Origin of the sequence: Streptomyces sp. NPDC014882 (genome assembly GCF_043081325.1) — a bacterium.
In the GTDB taxonomy this organism is placed as follows: domain Bacteria; phylum Actinomycetota; class Actinomycetes; order Streptomycetales; family Streptomycetaceae; genus Streptomyces.
This window is the reverse complement of record NZ_JBIBWL010000019.1, coordinates 24,369-39,365: the sequence shown is the minus strand read 5'-3', so window position 1 is coordinate 39,365 and position 14,997 is coordinate 24,369. Positions and strand designations below refer to the sequence as shown.

Below are 14,997 nucleotides of genomic sequence, written 5' to 3'. Positions count from 1 at the left end.
AGGGCCTGTGTGATGTCGTGATCACGCGGTGGTCTTGAGCAGGTCGTCGATCCATATCATGGAGGCTCGGAGGTGGAGGCCGGCGAGGTAGCTTTCGGGTGACTTGTCGTAGCGGGTGGTGATGCCTCGCCAGGCTTTCAGCTTGTTGATCAGGCGTTCGACGGTGTTGCGTTCCTTGTAGAGGTCGGCGTCGTGGCTGACGGGCCGCCCGCCCCGGCTGCCTCTCTTCTCGCGGTGTGCGGCTTGGTCCTTCTTCTCCGGGATAGCTGCTTTGATGTGGTGTTTTCGCAGGTAGTGGCGGTTTCCGCGTGATGAGTAGGCCTTGTCACCGGCGACTGCGCCAGGTCTGGTGCGGGGACGGCCGACCGGCAGAGGAACTCGCATTTTCTCGAGCACGGGGATGAACTGCGGACTGTCCGCGGCCTGCCCGGCGGTCAAGACGAAGGCCAGCGGACGGCATCTGCGATCCGCCGCGAGATGAATCTTGCTGGTGAGGCCGCCCCGGGACCGGCCGAGCAGGGCTTGCTTCAGGCGGAGCTTGCGTCGGCGCCGGATGCGCCGGCGTTCGTCCTGTCCGCTCTGTTCCTCCGCGCCACCCCTTTTTGTCGGGCTGTCTCCTGCTCCTGCGCGGCTTCCTCCAGGGCCGACATGAGGTGCTTGCTGACGCGGAGCCCCGCGGCGTCGTGGTGGGCGCGGACCGTGGTGGAGTCCACGCTGACCAGCGACAAGTCTGTTTGCTCCGCGTGGGCTGCCTGAGCGATCAGGCCTTCCAGCAGGGCGGTGAACACACCGGCGTCTCGCCAGACGCGGAAACGTCCGTAGACGGTGGCTCATGGGCCGAACTCGGCAGGCATCTCCCGCCACTGACCGCTGGAGCGGAACCGCCAGATCACCCCCTCGAACTGTTCCCGCAAACGCTCCGGATACGGGCCGTACCTACCGATCGGCAGATACGGCTCGATGAACTTCCACTGGGCATGGGTGAGTTGCCTACGCGTCACGACCACAGTCCTACCGGCTTCCACCCCGCAAAGAGCACAGAACCCGGCAACTGATCACAACCTCACACAGGCCCTAAGTGCGTACACTTCGCCCCGGCGGGAGGAAGCTGCTGTCGGTCCTGGCTGTGCTCCTGCTCCGGTAGGCGCCCAAGGACGCCGAACTTCTGGTTTCGCGGCATGAGGACGCGGTGCTGCGTCGACAACTCGCGGGTCTGGTGCGCTACGAGCCGGCGAGCAGGGATTCCAGTCGCACGATCCTCTTGGACAGCGCCTGCTGGGAGATGGCGAACGTCTTGGCCGCCCGCCCGAAGTGCAGTTCCTCGGCGGTGCGCACGGGTGAGGACTGGCGCACCGTACTGGCGGAGACGGTCGGCACGTCCGGGGTCTGATGTCAGGCGCACGGTCCGGACACCTCGCCGGGCGCTCGGACCGTGCGGCGGCCCTTACCACCTGATGAAGCCGCCGCAGACAGGGCAGAACCCGACGAAGCGCCACTGAGTCCTCACACCCGGCCGGGCGGCGCCGCCACCGACGAACGGTCCACAAGGTGGGTGCGCAGGGTGTGCGTCTCTCGGCGGGGTTCGGCTCCCGCGAGGACGTCGAGCAGCACCTCGGCGGCCGTGGACCCGAGGCGGTGCACCGGCTGCTCGATCATGGTCAGCGGCGGCACCATGACTGCGGCCCAGGCGCTGTCGTCGAACCCGATCAGGGACACATCACCGGGGCACGACAACCCCCGTGCGCGGATGGTCCGCAGCGCACCGGTGACGCCGTCGGTCTCGGTGCAGAACAGTGCGGTGACGCGGTCGGGGAGGTCGAGCATCCGGGCAACCTCCCGGGCCGCCCGCTCCTCCACCTTCGGCCCGACCATCACCAGTTCGGGGTCGAAGGGGATGCCCGCGTCGTCGAGCGCGTCGAGGTATCCACGCAGGCGCTCCCCGTCGGTCCACAGATTGCGGGACGCGGCGGCAATCAGTCCCCGGCGGGTCGCGGGAGCCTTGTCCACCGGCGGGCCCCAGATGAATCCGATACGCCGGTGCCCGGCCGCGATGAGCTTCTCCACCGCTTCGCGGGCCGCGTCCCGGTTGTCGATGACGACGGCGTCCAGATCGAGCGAGGGCACCGCACGGTCGACGAGGACCACCGGGATTCCGCGGTCGAGGGCTGTGCGGATGTGGCCCACCGAGGAGCGGTCGACCGCCGCCGACGCGACGATCATGCCGTCGACGCGCTTGTCGACGAGGAGGTTGGCCGCTGCCACCTCCTCGTCGAGCCTCTCGTACGTACTGACGACCAATGTGTCGAATCCGCGGGCGCGGGAAGTGTCGCAGATGCCGCGTACGACACCCGCGAAGAACGGGTTGCCGATGTCCGCGACGATGACTCCGAGGGTATGGGTCACTCCTGTCGACATGCTGCGGGCCAGCGCGTTCGCGCGATAGCCGAGTTTCTCGGCCGCGGCGAGTACCCGTTCCTTCAGCTCCGGGCTGACGTATCCGTATTCGCCGAGCGTGCGGGCGGCGGTTGCCCGGCCGACACCGGCCTCTGCGGCCACCTCGGAGATCGTCGGGGACGTCGATGGGCGGGGCCGCTCTCCTGGCATCGCTCGGTACCTCGCTTCTCGTGATCGACGGCTGTCCACATGCTAGGCACAGCCGGTGGGCCGGCCGCGGCCGAATGCCGCCTCGGTGAAACACTGGTCGTGGGCGGCGTCCGCGCCGTCGCGCAGCGCGCGTTCCATCTGGTGGCGGTCGGGTGGGGTCGGTCTCCGCCATCCTGCGCGCAGCAGTGAGACCACGAAACCGGCGAGGAAGGCGTCACCGCAGCCCATCGTGTCGACGAGGGGTGCCCCGTTGTCCAGGGGGCGGGCGGGCGCCGCTACGGTCGCGTGGCCGTCGTGGGCGACGGCGCCCTCGGCGCCTCGGGTGGCGAGGGCGAGTCCGGCGCCGCGCCGCACCGCCTCGACCAGCAGGTCGCGGGTGGCCGTCTCGTTCAGGTGGGAGCAGGACAGCAGCACGAGGTCGGCGTACGGGCAGACCCGGTCCAGGTAGTCGGGTGTGCGGTACTCCTCTTCGCTGGACAGGTCAAAGGTCGTGAGCGTGTCGAGACGGGCGAGCTTGGGCAGTTCGCTCTCGCTGCCCGAGTACACGCTGGAGTGCACTAGGTCGAAGGAGGACACGTAGGCGAGCAGACCTCTGTCGAGGACCAGCGGCTCGCGCACGGTGACGCCGCCTCCGTTCCAGCCGAGGAAGACACGGTCGCCGGAGTCGACCCGCAGGGTGGACACGCCGCTCTCGCCGTCGCGCACGGCGCAGTGATCGACGGCCACCCCGGTGTCCGCGATGGCCTCGCGCAGGAAACGGCCGAGGGTGTCGTCGCCGAACACACCAAGGTACGCCGCTTCCAAACCGAGGCGTTTGGCGTAGACGGCCACGTTCACGCTGTTGCCGCCCGGGTAGTCGACGCCGCGGTCGACGAACCGGTCGACGATGTTGTCGCCGAAGCCGAGGACTCTCATGGGTTCTCCTGTGCGCTGGCCCGGCGCGCCAGGGGGCGCGGGGCACGGACGGGCGCCCGGCACCGGACTCGGTGCCGGGCGGCGGGTGCGGACTGCGGACCGTGTGTGGGCGAGACGACGGCCGTGCGCCGCAGTTCTCGGGCGGGACGGGGGACCGCGCCGGACCGGCCGCTGCCGCCGGAGTCGTTCCCGGTGAGGCAGCGGCCGGCTGCATGGCTTAGTAGTCCATGACGCGGTAGTAGCGGCGCAGGTCGAGCGAGTGCCCGCGCACCCGCTCCAGGTGCTTGCTGACCCGGCCCATGACGGTGTCGAGCACCAGCGGTGCGAGCAGGCCGCGGAACTCCGGGCTGATGCCGGGCAGCGGGTAGTCGCGGGTGTCGAAGACGGTCACGTCACGGGAGATGCGCTTGGCGAAGGCTTCGACCCGGTCGGTGAGGGCGCGGGTCTCGTCCTCGCCTTGGAACACGAGCACGCTCGTGTCCTCTTCGATGAGTTCCAGGGAGCCGTGGAAGAACTCGGCGCTGTGCACGCGGGTGGTGCGCAGCCACTGCATCTCCTCGAGGATGCACATGGAGTACAGGTAGGTGAACCCCCACAGGTTTCCGCCGCCGACCAGGAAGTGGTAGTCCGTGTCTTTGTGGGCCTCGGCGAAGGCGGCGGCCGTCGGCTCGGCCTGCTGTGCCACGCCAAGCAGGATGCCGGGCAGTCCGGCGAGTTCGTCGGCGAGCTTCTCGTACCCCTCGAACTCGCCCCGGCGCGCGAGCAGCCGCCCCACGAGCAGCAGCATCTGCGGGTCGAAGGGCCAGGCCTTCGGTTCGGAGACGAGGGCCACGTCCACGCTCCGGGCGATGGGGGACTCGGCGTAGCCCGTGAACCCGACGGTGCGAACCCCCTTCGCCTTGCAGTACTCGATGGCCCGGAGGCTGTCCTCGGTGGTGCCCGACACCGAGGTGAAGACGGCGATCGAGCGCTCGCCGAGCGTCGCCTCTGCTCCGGTGACCAGCTCCGCCGCGATGACGGCGTGGACGGGCAGCTTCGAGGTGCGGCGGGCGAGCTGTTCGTACGGCCACATCTGGGCGTAGGTTCCGCCGGCGCCGACGAGGAAGAGGTTGTCGAAGCCGTCGTCCGTGAGACGGTCGGCGAGTTCCTCGATCCGGGGGCGCAGGGCCACCGTGCTCGCCAGCTGGGAGAGGAATTCCGGCTCGTCGAATCCGAGCATCTTCGCGTCCTTTCGGGAACGGGTGCGGCCGGCGGCGCTGAGCGACCTGATACCGGTATCACGCGGGCCACACGCTGACACAGCGCATCGACGGCGTCAACAGCGGTGAGGCGTCCACCGCTATGCGTCGGCCTCGAAAGTCGGCTCTGAAGTGCTAATTCATTGATCCGCACGGGCAGGGAAGCGGTCACCCGGCGGCACACCCGCGCACCTTCCCGAAGAAGATCTTCGCTCTGGCTCTGGTACCGGTATCAGATTCTCTGTACAGTCGCCGCACGCCAGCGGCCGTCCCCCGGACACCCCGCAGCGGATCCGACGCGCCCGCGCCTTCGGCGGGCCTTCCCATCGACGAAAGGACGCCCATGCGCGCACGTGCACTGACACGGTCCGCGGCACTCCTCGGGGCTTCGGCACTCGTCCTCACCGGCTGCTTCGCCGGACCGGCGAAGGGCCCCACGGCCGACGTAACCGCGAAGCCGGAGCACTCCGGCACCCTGAGTGTCCTCACCAAGTTCGCGGGCAAGCCCTTGGAGCCCTACTTCGAGGACCTCGCCGCCGCGTACGAGCGCAAGCACCCGAAGGTGAACGTCGAACTGATCCAGGAGACCGACCAGAGCATCAAGGACAAGACCAAGACGCTCACCGCATCGGACGCCCTGCCCGACATCTACTTCACCTGGACGGGCAACTGGGCGGAGAACTTCATCCGCGGAGGCCGCGCGGCGGACCTCACCAAGGTGATCGGCCCCGGCACCACATGGGGCAAAACCTTCAGTGAGTCGGCGCTGTCGGCGTTCGCCCACGACGGTCGCTACTACGGCGTCCCGCTGTACAACAACGGCAAGTTCATGGGCTACAACAAGTCTGCCTTCGACAAGGCCGGCATCGACGTGCCGAAGACCTTCGAAGAGCTGATCGCCGCCTGCCCGGATCTGCGCGAGGCCGGCTACGAGCCCATCGCTTTCGGCAACAAGGATGGCTGGCCCGCCCTGCACTACCTCCAGCAGCTCTTCGCCCACAACGTGCCGACCGACGTCCGCGAGGCCGACTACGCCCCGGAGACCGCCACCTGGAACGACCCGGGCTACCTGCTCGCCCTCAAGCAGTTCAAGACCCTGGTGTCCGGCTGCACCGACACCGGACGCGGCACCAACGGTGTCCTCTACACCTCGGCACAGGAGGCGTTCGGGCAGGGCAAGGCCGCCATGTACTACCAGGAGATCCTGGAATTCGACAACACCAGCTCCGGCGGCATGCTCAAGCCCGGGGCCCTGGGCATCTTCCCGCTGCCCGCCGCCGCCGAGGCCAAGGGGGACCCGAAGGTCGTCGAGGGCGCACCCGAGGGGTACTTCGTCAACGCCCGGTCTCCGCGTGCGGCTCTCGCCGTCGATTTCATGAAATTCGTGACGCGCACCGCGCACGCGAAAACCCTGTCCGCGCCGCCCTACGGCCAGCCGAGCACCGTAGTCGGCGCGGTGACGCCGCAGACGTCCAGCAAGGCCGTCCAGGAGGGGATCGACCTGGTCAACAAGGCCCCACGGCTCGCCGGCTGGCTGGACATGGTCACCGCACCGGAGGTCGCCGACGCGTGGCTGGCCGGCGGCGAGGCCCTCATCAGCGGCAGCAAGTCGCCCGAGCAGGTCATGGACAGCGTGCGCCGGGCCTCCGACTCCGCCAAGTGACCTGCGCGGGCTGAAGGGAAATCAATCCGGTGCGTACTCTGTACCGAAGAGCAGCCGGGCTCGCGTGGACCGTACCGGCCCTCGTCCTGCTCGCGGTCTTCGTCTACCTCCCACTCGTCCAGAACTTCGGCTACTCCACGCTGACCTGGGACATCTACAGCGGCAGCCAACAGTTCGTCGGCCTGGACAACTATCGCGATCTGTTCGCCGACCCGGTCTTCTGGACCTCCTTCACCAACAACCTCTGGTATGCCCTGCTGTCGGTCGTCTTCCAGGTCTTCGGTGCCCTCCTGCTCGCCGCACTCGTCGAAAGCATCCGCAGTACGCGGTGGCAGCGCGCCCTCCGGACGATCTACTTCATCCCCTCCGCGATCTCACTGACCGTCGCGGGACTGCTCTTCTACTTCATCTACGAGCCCAACCTCGGCCTGCTCAACCACGCCCTGGAGGCGGTCGCGCCCGGCACGTTCGACCACGCCTGGCTGGGCCAGGAGAGCACCGCCATGACGGCGGTCATCGCGATGAGCCAGTGGCAGGGCTTCGGCTACTCGACGCTGCTGTTCGCCGTCGCCATCCAGCGAATCCCCGCAGAGCTCCACGAAGCGGCCGCCCTGGACGGCGCCGGACCCATCCGCCGCTTCTTCCAGGTGACGCTCCCGCTCGTGCGGGAGATGACCGGACTCATGCTCCTGGTCACCGTGTCGGGCGCCTTCCAGGTGTTCAACGAGGTCATGGTGATGACCAGCGGCGGACCCGACAACTCGACCCACGTGCTCGGCACGTGGCTGTACCGCAACGGATTCGTACGCAACGACTTCGGCCACGCCGCGGCCATCGGCACCATCATCTTCGTGATCACCCTCACGATCGCGATGGCACAGCTGTGGTTCACCCGAAGAAGAAGGGTGGAATGGTGAGCCGTCTCGGCTTCCTCGGCGTCATCGCACGCCTGTTCATGTGGGCCTTCCTGCTGAGTCTCGCGGTCGTGGTGCTCTATCCGCTGCTGTGGATGATCCTGAACGGCTTCAAGACCAACGCTGAACTCTTCGGCAACCCCTTCGCGCTCCCCACCGATCTGAGCTTCGGCAACTACCGCGACGCGTGGAACCGCGGCGTCAGCGACTACCTCGCGGCCAGTGTCCTGGTCACAGTCACGTCCACAGTGGCGACCGTCTTCATCAGCGCCTGGGCGGCGTACGGACTGACACGGGTAGACATCCCGCTCAACAAGGTGCTCACCGCCGCCATCCTGGGCGGCCTCATGCTCACCCCGACCGTCGCCCTGGTCCCGCTCGTGCGCATGTTCCAGACGATCGGCCTGTACAACAGCTTCTGGGCACTGCTCATCCTCTACACGGCCTTCCGCATCCCCTTCACCACCTTCCTCATCCGCGCCTACATGATCGACCTGCCGCGCGAGGTGGACGAGGCGGCACAGATCGACGGGGCCGGCCGCTGGACCGCGTTCTGGCGGATCATCCTGCCGATGTGCAAGCCCATCATCACGTCCACCGTCCTGCTGCATGTGCTCTTCGCCTGGAACGAGTACCTGTTCGCCATGGTGTTCACCAACGGCAATGACATGCAGACCCTGCCGGTCGGCCTGACGAGCCTGATGAGCAAGCACGGCACGGACTTTCCCGTCGTGTTCGCCGGCATGGTGATCGCCGCGCTCCCCGTCGTACTCCTGTTCCTCTTCGGCCAGCGCTACATCGTCAAAGGTCTGGCCGACGGCATCGGCAAGTGAACGCCCCCGGCAAGAATGGAGAACCCCACGCCGATTGCCCACCCGCCGCGGCCGACCGGATCCAATCTTGAACATCAGTCAGCCGGCGAGCATGTCCTTCTGCTCGCTCTACGGTCATGCCCTGCGTATGCGTATGCGTATGCGTATGCGGGTGAGAACCGGCTGTGACTCAACGGTCGGCGGGGACAAGGGGGCGGGTGGTGGCGGGCGTGTCCGTCTTGCAGACTGTGCCGTCGGCGGGGTGGGTGCCGTGGAGGAGTGCAGCGTCAACTGCTTTGTTGACGCATGAGTTGATGCCGTAGGAGCCGTGTCCGACTCCTTCACGGGTGAGCAGGACCGCGGAGTCCAGGGTCCGGGTCGTGTTCTCGGCCCAGTGGTGGGGGGTGACGGGGTCCAGCCGACCTGCGACCACCAGTGCCGGGGGCGCACCGGAGCCGGTGAGCGGCTTGGTGACGCGGTCCTTGTTCGGCGCGGGCCACCGGGCGCAGTTCAGGGCGGAGTAGGCGGCCCGGACCCCGATCCGCTTCGCCTCGGCAGTGGCCTTGGCGGCTGCGGCCTTGTGCGCGGCGATGCCGGACGGGGTCTTCCAATCGGCGCAGCGTACCGCTGTGTGGGTCTCGAACATCGCGGTAGGGACGGGGAAGGGGGAGACCGTGACGCTGCTCCACATGGTGTGCAAGGCAGCACCGTTGCCCTTCTGCGCGGCCAGCAGCGCCGAGGTCAGCAAGGGCCAGGCGTTCTGGTCGCCGGCCAGGGCCCGGGTGGTCTCCAGGGCCATGGCGCCGTCGAGCTCGCCCCCCGGGGTGACGCCCTCGACGGGGGCGACCTTCAGCGGCGTTGCTTCCAGCGTCTCGATCAGTGTGTCGAACGCCGCCTGCGGGTCTCCCGCGCCGAACGGACACACTGCGGTCCCTTCGGAGCGGCAGGTCTCGAACCAGGCGTTGAGGGTTCGTTCGCTCGCCACGGCGACGTCGTGTTGGAAGGGGAGGGAGTCGCCGAACCACTGGTTGGTGTCGACGGGCGCGTCGAGCACCATCTGGCGAACGCGGTGAGGGAACAGGGTGGCGTACATCGGGCCGACCACGGTGCCGTAGGACAAGCCGTAGTACGTGATCTTGTCCTCGCCGAGCGCGGAGCGCACCTGGTCGATGTCGCGGGCCACGTTGTCGGTGGACAGGCTGGCGAGGAACTTCTTGCTCTGGTGCTTGACGCAGCCGTCGGTGAACGCGACGGCATCGGCCAGCAGCCGCGGCAGGGGTTTGCCCCCGGGGACGGAAGGGTCGAATTCGGTGCCGGCGGCGTCGGCTCGCTGCTCGTCGGTCAGGCAGCGGACGGCCTGCGATGCGCCGACGCCGCGCGGGTCCATCGCGATGACGTCGAATCCGGCGAGCACCGCGGGCGAGAAGGCGCCGGGAGTGCCGGCTGTCCTGGGCAGGTTGCGCAGTGTTTCGGTGGCGGAGACTCCGGGTCCGCCCGGGTTGAAGATCAGGCTGCCGATGCGGTGGTCGGGATCAGTGGCCCGGTGCCGCATGACCGCGAGCGGAATCTGAGCGCCCTCGGGGTCGGTGTATTCCTGCGGCACCTTGATCGTGGCGCATTCCAGGTTCTTTCCGCACGCGCTCCAAGCGAGCGGGGCCGGGGAGGGGACCGGGGGCGACGTGCCCGCTGCGGACATGCTGCGCGGCCCCGGGGCGCCGGACGAACACCCCGTCAGGACCATGAGGGCTGCGGCGAACGCCGCCCCGTACCGGGCGGCGGTCCGTCGCCTCAACTGGATCATGAGGATCTTCCTTTCGTCCTACGTGTGTCATTCCATGCAGCCCGGCCATGCCGGTCGCGCGAGAGGCCGGCCGAAGAGGGCTGACGTGGTCGCGCCTTCCTCGCTTCGGGGGGTCAGCGACCGGCCGCGTCGAGCAGGGAGGAGTAGCGCAGGCGGAGCGCGCGCTCCATGCTCGCCAGAACGGCCCCGCCCCCCAGCGTGAGGTTCAGCCAGATCGGCAGGTGTATCGGCGCTTCGAACGTTCCGACCCGCTGTGTGACGGGAGGAATGTGAGAGAGGGGTTCAGCGAGCTGCAACAGGTTCAGGCCCACACCGATGACAAGCAGCAGCACCGATCCGATGGCGATCGCCCGGCTCAGTCCCGGACGGCGGGCACCGAAGCGCGCCCGCCGTCCCTCCGCCGAGGCCGGATCGGGCGTGAGCTGCCGCGGCTGTCCGCCCGAGGGGCGGTAGTGGCAGCGCTTGATGCCGTAGCTGCTCATCGCCACCTCGATGACGCCTCCGTCGACAGGGAAGACCGCGGGCAGTTTCGACTCGGCCACGTGCCTGCCGTCCAGGAAGAGATGCGCCCGGATCTTGCCGCTGTCCAACCGCGCCCAGTGCCGTACGTCGACGGCGTGCAGGCGGTCGTGCCCGCCGGCACCGGGAAGCCGTAGCCAGAACAGGGAGCGCAGGGGGAGCTGCCACCAGCGGAACCGCTGCAGCTCCCTGCCGTCTCCCGGCTTGAGGTGCCTCGATGCCGCCCACCGCTTCAACGCCATGCTCCGCCCCTTCGTGCATCAGCCGCACCCTCACTAGTACAGCGTGTTAGGGAAGACGCTAGCACGCTGTACTAGTACGGCGTGCTAGTAGAGTGAAGGGCGTTGGGAGAGGCGAAGGAGAGCGGGGCATGGACACACGCGAGAAGATCCTCAAGGCCGCTGCGGAGATGATCGCCGAGGACGTAGCCGCGAAGCTGAGCGTGCGAGCGGTCGCCGCGCGTGCGGGAGTGAGCACCGGCTCGCTGAGGTTCCACTTCCCCACCCAGCGCGCCCTGCAGGACAGCTTGCTCGCGCGGATCTACGAACACCTGCTGCCCGGCGACCCGATCCGGGACCGGGCCCTGCCGCCCCGCGAACGGCTGCTGAACTGCCTGCGGCAGGTTCTCGCACTGACCGGCACCAACGAAGAAGCGCGAACCGCATGGGGCGCGACGTACAAGACGTTCATCGAACCCGAGCCGACCGAATCGGTACGCGCCGCGTACCTCGGCCATGAGCGGGAGGCGGAGCGCCGGGTCGAACACTGGCTGACCGTGCTTGCCGAGGAAGGCGTACTGCCCCCGGGAGACCACACCCGCAACGTCAGGTTCCTTCTCACCATCCTCAACGGACTCTCGGTCGAACGCGCCCTGCCGACCCGTGAATCCGTCCTCATCGCCGAGACCGAGACCCTCAACGCCGCCGTCGACCACGTCCTCTCCACCGGCCCCGCGCCACCTGCCGGGCCGACTCGGCCGTGACCGAACCAACCGCCCTCTGCAGCGGTTCCACCCGACGGTGAGGGGCGCGAGGGCACAGTGAGCATGCCCTCCTTGTGCAGACCGGGGCGGTCGGCGGCGTCCCGCTTGGTGAGTACGCGGCCAGCCGCGGAGTCCTCGACGACGACCGCAACGACCAGCGCGGCGAGGACCTCGGCAATGATGTTCCCGCTGGCGGACCTAGGCAGTGTCTTCAAAGGGTTCTGGTGGGGATCATGTCGGTATGGTGCGTCGTCATGAGCTGACGCATGTGGAGTGGGAAGCGTTGTCCGGGTTGTTGCCGCAGTCGTCTTGGGGGCGGCCGCGGCTGGACGACCGGCGGGTGCTGAATGGGATCGTGTGGAAGCTGCGGACGGGGTCGGCGTGGCGTGATGTGCCGGAGCGGTACGGGTCCTGGACGCTGTACACACGTTTTCGCAGGTGGGCTCTGGACGGGACCTTCACGCGGATGTCGGCCGCGGTCCAGGCGGAGAAGGACGCCGCCGGTGACATCGACTGGCTGGTGTCGGTGGACTCCACGGTCGCTCGGGCCCACCAGCATGCCGCCGGCGCCCGAAAAAGAGGCGGAGTCGGGGGACGAAGTATGTGATCACGCCCTCGGGCGATCCCGAGGCGGACTGACCACGAAGATCCACCTCGCCTGCGACGGTCGCGGCCGGCCGCTCGGCTTCGTCCTCACCGGCGGCAACGCCGCCGACTGCACCCGCTTCGAGGACGTCATGGACACCATCCGGGTCCGCAGAGCCGGGCCCGGACGACCCCGAACCCGCCCGGACCACGTCTTGGACGACAAGGGCTACCGCTCCCGCAAGATACGCGCCTACCTGCGCAAACGCGGGATCGGCCACACCATGCCCGAACGCCGCGACCAGCGGGCCAACCGAACCCGCAAACGCCGCGACGGAGGCAGACCGCGCGCCTTCGACAAGCAGCTCTACAAGAAGCGCAACGTCGTCGAACGCTGCTTCAACCGCCTCAAGCAGTACCACGCGATCGCCACTCGCTATGACAAAACCCGAGAGTCCTACCAGGCGGCCGTCACCATCGCATCCCTCCTCCTTTGGCTCAACCCTCTTTGAAGACACCGCCTAACGGGCGACCTGCGCTGGTCTCACTTTGAGTTCGATCGGGGCGGGCAGCGCGCTGGCGATACGATCCTGAGCTGGGCGTCGTTCTTCAACACGGGAGAGCTCGCGGGCGCTTCCTGGGACATCACTCCCGCCGAGGTCTGGCACCACTGGTAGATCGCTCTTGGCGCTGGGCCCTGAGGAAGGCGCGCCTCATCGGGTGAGTCGGCGGTAGCAGATGAGGGCGCTGGCGATGCCGACGAAGGCGAGGAAGTGTTCGGCCGTGCGCTTGTAGCGGCGGTGCAGACGGTGGCAGCCATTCAGCCAGGACATCGTGCGCTCGACCACCCAGCGATGCCGGCCCAGACGACCGGACGGCTCGGTGCCGCGGCCGGCGATGCGTGGCACGATCTGTCGACGGCGCAACCAGCCGCGCAGGTGGTCGAAGTCGTAGCCCTTGTCGGCGTACTTGACCACGTCGAACTTCATGCTTATGGATCTTGGTGGTGGCCTGCTGTCGCGCCTTGTGTCTTGTTGCACACCCTGCTGGGTCTGTCGGCTTCTTCGGTTATGGACACGAGTCGCCTGCCGGGCCGAGCCCTCTTCGCCCGTGCTGGAAATCGGTTGGCGGGAGGGGCGGGCGACCGGGCTACAGTCGCGCATGACAACGTACGGCCTCGGCCCCACCCAGCTCTATGCCCCCTTCGAGCGGCTGCTCCACGGCAAGGGTGTGGAGTCCGCGATCGGGTCCGGAGGGGCCGAGGACTGGATCCGGCTCGACAGCCGCGTCCATTGGGCCACCTACAGCCACGTGTTCCGCGGCTGGAAGTCGACCTCCTGGATACGTGTCGGCTTCTGGTCGGTGAACACGCGGGAGATCGCGGACTGGCGTCGGGCCCCGTACTGGCAGGAGGGCCTTGGCGGGACCGGAGCCCCGTCCTGGAGCCTGCCGCCCACCGAGTCCGAGATCGCTCTGTGCCTGTGTCACGGGGATCCCCGCGTTCGTGCGGCGGCGCTGGCGCTCGATGAGTCGGCGGAACTGCCCGTCTCCGTTCTGCCGCTCGTTCTGATCCGGAGCGCGGACACCGATGAACGTGTGCGGACCCTCGCCCGCGCCGTTCTCGAACGTGCGCTCGGCGACTCCGGCAAGGCATTGCCGCGTCAACTGGCCTCCCTGGCCGTCCTGGTGGGGATGCGGAGGTGGTACGGGGCCTGGGCGCGGGAGGCCGTCCTGGGGCGCCTCGGCGCACTGCCCGACGACACGCTCACCTACCTCCTGACGAACGGCCGGGAGTCCCGGCTCGCCGGCCTGGAGGCGGCCACCATGTACGGGGTGCCGGCCATGGAGCAGGCCTGGGCGCTGGCCGAGCAGGACCGCGACGAGGGCGTGCGTGCGCTGGGCGTGCGCACCGCGATACGTCTCGCGCTCGCCTCCGGGCAGCAGGCGGTCCTGGACGACGCCAAGGCCCGGTTCTTCGCCCACCTCGACAACGACCGCGCCTACGGTCTTCGCCTCAACACCTTCGCCACCGCCGTGGAGACCGGCTTCCTCCACGTCGACGACCTCGCCACTCTCGCCGCCACCCACCGGTACCGGAAGATCCGGCGCCACGCCTGCGCGGCCGTCCTCGCCCACCCGGAAGGGGACGTGGTCCTCGACCGCCTGCTCTCCGCCCGGGACACCTTCGTGCGCTCCGCCGCCGTGGGACGACTGCGCCATGCCGGCCGCGGCCACGAACTGCCCCGGTACCTGACGGACCTCTCCGCAGGCGTGCGCGCGAGGGCATGCCGAGAACTCCGGACGCAGGGGTACGACCTCCGCGCGCACTACCAGGCACTGTGCGCCGCCCCGGCCACCGTCGTCCCGGCCGCGGTCCTCGGCCTCGCCGAGCAGGAGCACCCCGAGGACGCAGCCCTGCTGCACCCCCTCCTCCGTCACCCGCACGCCGGGATCCGCGCCCGCGCCCTGTCCGCGCTGCGCATGCTCGGTGCCTTGCCCGACGACGCGCTCCCGCCGTTCGCCGATGACCCCGACCCCGGCGTCCGCGGCACCGCCCTCAGCGCGCTCCGCGGCACCCCCTGCCTCCTGCGGGATCTGCTCGGCAGCCCGCGGGAGGACGTGCGGGCGCGGGTGGAGGTCCTCCTGGAACACAACCGGATTTACCGGCAGGGCGCCTGCCGGTGACGGCCCTCTCCGCCACCGGCGGCGAGGCGGTCACGATGAGCGAAGCTCCTGCCCGAGCCCCGCCCCGACCCCCAATAGCCCTCCCCGATCCGCCCGGCTTCCTACGACACCGGTCCCAGTGCCGGGGACTCCCTTCCCCTGTGGCTGAGACAGACAAGCTCAGTAGCCGCCTGCGGACATCATTTTGAAACGATCAGTAAGCCACCGCACCCTCGCCCAGCAGGCTCCCGGCTACTCGCACGCCACCTATGGAGCCGTCCTGCGCGGCGCCCGCCCGCT

General features: G+C 68.6%; 11 protein-coding genes and 3 pseudogenes. 6 read left to right on the top strand and 8 right to left on the bottom strand.

Going from position 1 to position 14,997, the window contains the following annotated elements; genetic code table 11:
- Positions 1–21: 21 nt before the first annotated feature.
- The 5 genes and pseudogenes from ACF09K_RS31230 to ACF09K_RS31210 form a co-directional block, all read right to left on the bottom strand.
- Positions 22–1,001: pseudogene (locus ACF09K_RS31230) on the bottom strand (IS5 family transposase).
- Between the two features lie 232 nt (positions 1,002–1,233).
- Positions 1,234–1,353 (bottom strand): annotated as a pseudogene (locus ACF09K_RS31225) (LysR family transcriptional regulator); the annotation flags it as partial.
- A gap of 150 nt (positions 1,354–1,503) precedes the next feature.
- A complete protein-coding gene (locus ACF09K_RS31220) occupies positions 1,504–2,556 on the bottom strand; it encodes a LacI family DNA-binding transcriptional regulator (protein WP_392248684.1) in 1,053 nt (350 codons plus the stop codon).
- A gap of 90 nt (positions 2,557–2,646) precedes the next feature.
- Positions 2,647–3,519 carry a PfkB family carbohydrate kinase gene (locus tag ACF09K_RS31215; protein WP_392248683.1) on the bottom strand — a complete coding sequence of 291 codons (873 nt, stop codon included), beginning with the start codon at positions 3,517–3,519 and terminating at the stop codon, positions 2,647–2,649.
- Between the two features lie 217 nt (positions 3,520–3,736).
- The gene (locus ACF09K_RS31210; RefSeq protein WP_392248682.1) at positions 3,737–4,738 is read right to left on the bottom strand and encodes an SIS domain-containing protein; all 1,002 of its coding nucleotides are present in this window, start codon (positions 4,736–4,738) and stop codon (positions 3,737–3,739) included.
- Positions 4,739–5,100: 362 nt separating this feature from the next.
- Here ACF09K_RS31210 and ACF09K_RS31205 point away from each other — a divergent pair, with 362 nt between their 5' ends.
- Genes ACF09K_RS31205 through ACF09K_RS31195 form a run of 3 tightly spaced genes read left to right on the top strand, consistent with a single transcriptional unit; the run spans position 5,101 to position 8,167 of the window.
- Entirely contained in the window at positions 5,101–6,420 is a 1,320-nt protein-coding gene (locus tag ACF09K_RS31205; RefSeq protein ID WP_392248681.1) for an ABC transporter substrate-binding protein, read from the top strand.
- A 29-nt stretch (positions 6,421–6,449) separates the two neighbouring features.
- Positions 6,450–7,337, top strand: a complete 888-nt coding sequence (locus ACF09K_RS31200; RefSeq protein ID WP_392248680.1) for a carbohydrate ABC transporter permease — start codon at positions 6,450–6,452, stop codon at positions 7,335–7,337.
- Complete coding sequence (locus ACF09K_RS31195) at positions 7,331–8,167, top strand: carbohydrate ABC transporter permease (RefSeq protein WP_392248679.1); 837 nt, start codon at positions 7,331–7,333, stop codon at positions 8,165–8,167. Before ACF09K_RS31200 ends, ACF09K_RS31195 begins: the two co-directional genes overlap by 7 nt.
- A gap of 169 nt (positions 8,168–8,336) precedes the next feature.
- On the opposite strand, the gene ACF09K_RS31190 is transcribed toward ACF09K_RS31195, so the two are convergent.
- Together ACF09K_RS31190 and ACF09K_RS31185 are read right to left on the bottom strand one after the other, a co-directional pair.
- The gene (locus ACF09K_RS31190; RefSeq protein WP_392248678.1) at positions 8,337–9,947 is read right to left on the bottom strand and encodes an alpha/beta hydrolase; all 1,611 of its coding nucleotides are present in this window, start codon (positions 9,945–9,947) and stop codon (positions 8,337–8,339) included.
- Positions 9,948–10,060: 113 nt separating this feature from the next.
- On the bottom strand, positions 10,061–10,708 hold the full coding sequence (locus ACF09K_RS31185) for a hypothetical protein (protein ID WP_392248677.1): 648 nt from the start codon (positions 10,706–10,708) through the stop codon (positions 10,061–10,063).
- A gap of 128 nt (positions 10,709–10,836) precedes the next feature.
- On the opposite strand from ACF09K_RS31185, the gene ACF09K_RS31180 reads away from it, so the two are divergent.
- Positions 10,837–11,448, top strand: a complete 612-nt coding sequence (locus tag ACF09K_RS31180) for a TetR/AcrR family transcriptional regulator (RefSeq protein ID WP_392248676.1) — start codon at positions 10,837–10,839, stop codon at positions 11,446–11,448.
- Between the two features lie 241 nt (positions 11,449–11,689).
- A protein-coding gene (locus ACF09K_RS31175) for an IS5 family transposase (protein WP_392248675.1) occupies positions 11,690–12,545 on the top strand; the annotation gives its coding sequence in 2 pieces (ribosomal slippage) (positions 11,690–12,054 and positions 12,053–12,545; 858 coding nt in all).
- A 201-nt stretch (positions 12,546–12,746) separates the two neighbouring features.
- Here ACF09K_RS31175 and ACF09K_RS31170 read toward each other — a convergent pair.
- Positions 12,747–13,001, bottom strand: a pseudogene (locus ACF09K_RS31170) (transposase); the annotation flags it as partial.
- Positions 13,002–13,194: 193 nt separating this feature from the next.
- Between ACF09K_RS31170 and ACF09K_RS31165 the strand changes: the two are divergent.
- Entirely contained in the window at positions 13,195–14,718 is a 1,524-nt protein-coding gene (locus ACF09K_RS31165; protein WP_392248674.1) for a hypothetical protein, read from the top strand.
- The last annotated feature ends 279 nt before the right edge of the window (positions 14,719–14,997 follow it).

Coding starts and splice junctions, on each gene's coding strand:
- ACF09K_RS31215 (WP_392248683.1), bottom strand. CDS start 3,519: ATGAGAGTCCTCGGCTTCGGCGACAACATCGTCGACCGGTTCGTCGAC.
- ACF09K_RS31205 (WP_392248681.1), top strand. CDS start 5,101: ATGCGCGCACGTGCACTGACACGGTCCGCGGCACTCCTCGGGGCTTCG.
- ACF09K_RS31180 (WP_392248676.1), top strand. CDS start 10,837: ATGGACACACGCGAGAAGATCCTCAAGGCCGCTGCGGAGATGATCGCC.
- ACF09K_RS31165 (WP_392248674.1), top strand. CDS start 13,195: ATGACAACGTACGGCCTCGGCCCCACCCAGCTCTATGCCCCCTTCGAG.
- ACF09K_RS31185 (WP_392248677.1), bottom strand. CDS start 10,708: ATGGCGTTGAAGCGGTGGGCGGCATCGAGGCACCTCAAGCCGGGAGAC.
- ACF09K_RS31210 (WP_392248682.1), bottom strand. CDS start 4,738: ATGCTCGGATTCGACGAGCCGGAATTCCTCTCCCAGCTGGCGAGCACG.
- ACF09K_RS31195 (WP_392248679.1), top strand. CDS start 7,331: ATGGTGAGCCGTCTCGGCTTCCTCGGCGTCATCGCACGCCTGTTCATG.
- ACF09K_RS31190 (WP_392248678.1), bottom strand. CDS start 9,947: ATGATCCAGTTGAGGCGACGGACCGCCGCCCGGTACGGGGCGGCGTTC.